Source organism: Ectobacillus sp., assembly GCF_056992975.1.
In genome coordinates this window covers 1-5,067 of the sequence record NZ_JBXKMX010000307.1, presented here as the reverse complement: position 1 = coordinate 5,067, position 5,067 = coordinate 1, and the positions used below count along the sequence as shown (strand labels likewise).

Sequence of the window (5,067 nt, the reverse complement as noted above, 5' to 3'; positions counted from 1 at the left end):
AAGAGAATATCTTGGGATTCCAACGGAAGATAACCGACAATTGTTAATAAAAAAACAAGCGCTGGAAAAAGCGACAATAAGAAAAAATAAGCGAGCTGGGAAGCCAGACCCGCCACATCGTCTTTTTTTGTTCGCCCATACAATCCAATGAAAAATGTAACTATCTTATTTATTTTCCTACCGGCGTACAATGTGCTCACCTACTTCTTACTTTTTATCCCCGCCAGCTTCTTCTTTTTTCTCTAATGCAATTGTTCCATGTACTTGTTCTTCTTCTACTTCCGCTACTTGTTCTGTTCCTTCTGCTAAAGCTTCCATTACTTGCCCTTCCTCAGGTTTTTCCTCTCCTTCGGTTAGTACCTCTTGATCAGTAGTTGCAGATGCTTCAGCCTGTGCAGCAAGAAGTTCCTCTTCTTTCCGCTTTGCTTCTTCTTTTTCCTTCAACTCTTGTTTCTTTTTATTAAAAATGTCCCGTGATTCCTGTAAAGTTTCGATTACGAGCGGTGTTATTTTTTTTATGGATTCTATTTTTTCATTCACGACTGCCTTATCTGTTAATTGACTACCCTTTGCACGAATATCTTGAACAGTTTCTTTCACACGTTCCTTCATTGGCACTGCTTGCTCACGAAGATTCCATATTTTTTCTTTAGCTTCACGAGCTTTTCCAACTAATTTCTCACGATTTTCTTTCTTGAATAATGTTGCAACTGTACCAGCCACTACACCAATTGTAATGTTACGCGCAAATGTATTCTTCTTGTCTGTCTCTTTCTTTGCCATTTCTCTTCACCCTCTCCATGAAATTAGATTCCTTGCTCTTTTCTAATATGAGCTAATAGGTGCTTACATCCTTCTGTTACAAGGTCGTATACTTCTTGAAAATTCCCGGTAAAGTATGGGTCGGGCACGTCCTTCCAATTTTCATTTGGAACGAAGTCCGATAGTCGTCCTACGTAACCTCTAGGTTGGCCGAAATGTTGAACGTCTTGTAAATTATTTGCATCCATTACGATAATATAATGGAACTTTGTTAAATCACTTTCTTCTACTTGGCGTGCAGTAATTCCTTCATAGGAAATTGCGTTTTCTGTTAATATTTTTTGCGTTCCAATATGCGGTGCCTCTCCAATATGCCAGTTACCTGTTCCAGCTGAATCTACAGTAATTTTTCCTTGCAACTCATTCTTAACAAGTAACTCTCGAAAAATTGCTTCTGCCATAGGCGAACGACAAATGTTTCCAAGACATACAAACAAAACATGAATCATTTTCATTCTCCCCTTTATTAAAGTTCGTTACACCTAGTATACGGGGAAACTTTATGTTATGCAGTGGATTTTTTATCTCCCACTATTTGTTATTTTATCGCATTAACTAGGAAGCAACGGTAGAAATCGTTACAATATATTGTCGAAAAGGTGATAATATAGAATTAGTTCGCATTGAGGAGGAATTTCCATTGGATTTAACGGTACAATCTACAGAAAATATTGCCTATATGGTAGAAGCCATTAAGGAAAAGCTTCGTATGGTAAATGCAGGTGCAGTACGTCCAGAAAATTTTAATACAGAAATGTATGAAGATTTACTAGATATTTATAACCATGTTATGAAGCGCGAAACATTCAGTATAAGTGAAATGCAAGCCATTACAGAAGAACTTGGAACATTAATAAAGTAATGTTAGAAGAGAGACTCGGGTAGTCTCTCTTCTTATTTTATTTAGTTACTCCATAGTAATACGATTAGAAATATTTCAAATATTTCCTTTCCTACTTAATGTGTAGAAAATTAATTGTTAAATGGTAAACTTTATATATTTATGTGAAAAATTTGTAAATACATCCCTTTCCTCTTCATATCGTATTACAATCTTACTAGTTTACAAGTATGGAGGGTTTTTTATTATGCAACCTGCAACAAAACATCTACTTATTATTTCATTTGATTGTCTGTCTACATTGGATTTTCCACTTTTGCAGGAGCTTCCTCATTTTCATACACTCCTTCAAAAAGGAGCGTATGCCGATAAGGTAGAAGCTATCTATCCTTCTGTTACCTATCCGTCTCATGCAACAATTGTAACCGGTAATTACCCGGCCCGGCACGGCATTACCAGCAATACATTATTGCAGCCCGGACGCTTATCTCCCGATTGGCATTGGCACCGGAGTCACATACAAGGAACAACTCTCTATGATGAAGCCAAGCGAGCAGGTCTTACAACTGCTGCTCTTCTATGGCCCGTCACAGCGAAAGCGAAAATAGATTACCATATGCCTGAAATATTCGCAAATCGTCCTTGGCACAATCAAATTCTTGTCTCTCTTTTAAACGGAAGCCCCTTTTATCAATGGGATATGAATCAACGATTCGGTCATTTGCGAAACGGACTGAATCAACCAGAATTAGACGATTTCGTTCTCGCCTCTGCTGTTCATACGATTAAAACAAAAAAACCGAATGTGATGCTCATCCATTTCACCGACTTAGATGTGCAGCGTCATATGCACGGATTCTCTTCCAAGCAAGCTAATGAGGCCATTCATCGTCATGATAGCCGACTTGGTCAATTGATGCGTGCACTAAAAGAAAGCAACCTGACAGATGACAGTACCATTATCGCATTAGGTGATCATAGCGCCTTAGACGAAGCTAGTGCTTTACAGCTAAATGTACTGCTTCATAAACACAATCTTATTACAGTCGATGCAAAAGGACATGTAACAGACTGGAAGGCCTATTGCAATAGTTGTGATGGTTCCGCATATATATACATGAAAGATGAACACGATCATGAAACAAAAATGAAAGTATCACAAATTATAGAACAGCTACTTGCTGATCCATCAAGTGGCATTGAATTTGTCATAAACGGTGAGGAAGCAAGAGAACGAGGAGCAGATGGGACATGTCTATTCATGCTAGAAGCAAAGAAAGGTTACTATTTTCTAGAAGATTGGATTGGACCATATAAATTACGAATTACACCCGAAGATACAAAGGCTGATAAAAAATATACTTTGGCTACCCACGGCTATTCACCGACCAAAGACAACTATACAACCGTGTTTATGGCTGTTGGTAAAGGAATTCGCAGCGGTGCCGTTATCCCCTTTATGCGTCTCATCGATGAAGGTCCAACAATCGCTTCCCTTATGGGCTTAGATTTGGGCGAAACAGACGGAGTTTGCATCGAGGAATTGCTAAAACGATAATGGTTTGTAAAATCTGTATTAAGTTTCATCTACCACCCGATTTTACCAGATTATATTGTGTACAATTACGGTAGAAAAATAGGGAGGATTATCGAATGACAGCGATAACGAAAAAAGAAAGAAGCTGGATTTTTTACGATTGGGCAAACTCTGCCTATTCACTGATTATAACAACAGCCGTATTTCCCATTTATTTCAAAGCTGCTGCGAAGGAAGCAGGAGTGGCTGCGGCAACATCTACGGCATACTGGGGCTATGCAAATTCATTTGCTACCTTTCTTATTTCCTTGCTAGCACCGATTTTAGGATCTATCGCTGACTATCGAGACTTTAAAAAGCGCTTCTTTACGTTCTTCTTTGCACTCGGCATTATTTTCACAGCGATGCTTGCAATAGTTCCAAATAGCCAATGGTTACTTCTGCTCATCTGTTACATGTTAACGGTCATCGGATTTGCAGGTGCTAATATTTTTTACGATGCATTTTTAGTAGACGTTACAATCGATGAAAGAATGAATCGTACATCGGCAAGAGGTTTTGCTTTCGGCTACATTGGTAGCACCATTCCATTCATTCTCGCTATTGCCCTAATTATACTTGCGCAAAACCAAGTGCTCCCTTTCTCTGTTACCGTTGCTAGTCAAATGGCATTTGCCATTACAGCTCTTTGGTGGGGACTTTTTACCATTCCTATGCTCCGTAATGTTGAGCAAACCTATTATATTGAACGAGAACAAAATCCAATAAGACAAAGCTTTAAACGTTTATTTCAAACCTTTCGCAATGTCAAAAAGCACCGAATCGTTTTCTTATTTTTACTCGCCTACTTTTTCTACATTGACGGAGTAGACACGATTATAACGATGTCTACTGCTTACGGAACCGACCTAGGCATTAGTAGTACAAACTTACTTATCATTTTGTTTGCTACACAAATTGTAGCGGGACCCTTCTCACTTTTATATGGAAGATTAGCCGAAATTTTTTCAGGAAAAACGATGCTCTTTGTAGGAATTGGGATGTATATTATCATTTGTACATACGCCTATTTCTTAAAAACCACACTTGATTTTTGGATTCTTGCAATGCTAGTTGCAAGCTCCCAAGGGGGAATTCAAGCACTAAGCCGTTCTTACTTTGCCCGCATTGTACCACGAGAATCCTCCAATGAATTTTTTGGATTTTATAATATTTTTGGCAAATTTGCAGCGATTATGGGACCCTTGCTTGTTGGTATAACCGCACAAACAACAGGAAAAACAAATTCAGGCGTACTAAGCATTGTTATCCTCTTCATTATCGGCGGTTTCATATTAACACGTGTCCCTGAGCATACAGAATTCTCCTCGTCAGCCAAAACAATGTAACAAGTTACAGAAAAAAGCTTCTCCTCGGAGAAGCTTTTTTCATCTAGTATCTATTCAACAATCCATTAAATAACATCCCAAACGAGACTTTTACACGGTCCTGAAGACAATAATTTTCACTACTCATGCACCAGGAAAGCAAAATTCCGAAGTATTGTTGACTTGCTAGCTGAGCCATAGTGTAGGCAGATAGTAAGGTAGTAAACTCTCCAGATTTTTGTCCTCTTTCAAATAAATCCTCTAACACATCATTAATCAGGCCCGTTGCTTCATATTGATTTTGACGACACGCGGGATTCCTAAGCGCGGCTTGAAATACTGCTTGCATTAGTGTTTGACTATACTGGATATCATTTGAAAAATCCACGAATAATTGAATAATGGTCGGTGTTAACAGACCTATCTGATTTTGTAACATACGAATATTCTCTTGAATCGAATGAATTTGTTGTCTACTAATAAACTGTAAAATTTCTTCC

Annotated in this window: 6 protein-coding genes and 1 pseudogene; 3 read left to right on the top strand and 4 right to left on the bottom strand. The window is 38.3% G+C overall.

The genetic code is table 11. The features are described 5' to 3' along the window. The 3 genes and pseudogenes from AC11ZT_RS13805 to AC11ZT_RS13795 all read right to left on the bottom strand — a co-directional run. Window positions 1-116 (bottom strand): annotated as a pseudogene (locus AC11ZT_RS13805) (YihY/virulence factor BrkB family protein); the annotation flags it as partial. A gap of 91 nt (window positions 117-207) precedes the next feature. Continuing rightward, window positions 208-783 carry a DUF4075 domain-containing protein gene (locus AC11ZT_RS13800; RefSeq protein WP_484060152.1) on the bottom strand — a complete coding sequence of 192 codons (576 nt, stop codon included), beginning with the start codon at window positions 781-783 and terminating at the stop codon, window positions 208-210. A 23-nt stretch (window positions 784-806) separates the two neighbouring features. Beyond that, window positions 807-1,271: a low molecular weight protein-tyrosine-phosphatase gene (locus AC11ZT_RS13795; protein WP_484060151.1), complete on the bottom strand. Its 465-nt coding sequence runs from the start codon at window positions 1,269-1,271 to the stop codon at window positions 807-809. Window positions 1,272-1,462: 191 nt separating this feature from the next. Between AC11ZT_RS13795 and AC11ZT_RS13790 the strand changes: the two genes are divergently transcribed. From AC11ZT_RS13790 to AC11ZT_RS13780, 3 genes are all read left to right on the top strand, one after another. Further along, window positions 1,463-1,684: a DUF1128 domain-containing protein gene (locus AC11ZT_RS13790; RefSeq protein ID WP_379971001.1), complete on the top strand. Its 222-nt coding sequence runs from the start codon at window positions 1,463-1,465 to the stop codon at window positions 1,682-1,684. A 226-nt stretch (window positions 1,685-1,910) separates the two neighbouring features. Further along, on the top strand, window positions 1,911-3,221 hold the full coding sequence (locus tag AC11ZT_RS13785) for an alkaline phosphatase family protein (RefSeq protein WP_484060150.1): 1,311 nt from the start codon (window positions 1,911-1,913) through the stop codon (window positions 3,219-3,221). A 95-nt stretch (window positions 3,222-3,316) separates the two neighbouring features. Beyond that, window positions 3,317-4,588: an MFS transporter gene (locus AC11ZT_RS13780; protein ID WP_484060149.1), complete on the top strand. Its 1,272-nt coding sequence runs from the start codon at window positions 3,317-3,319 to the stop codon at window positions 4,586-4,588. A 43-nt stretch (window positions 4,589-4,631) separates the two neighbouring features. Here AC11ZT_RS13780 and AC11ZT_RS13775 read toward each other — a convergent pair. Further along, window positions 4,632-5,067: hypothetical protein (locus tag AC11ZT_RS13775; RefSeq protein WP_484060148.1), on the bottom strand; the 436-nt coding region annotated here is incomplete at its 5' end.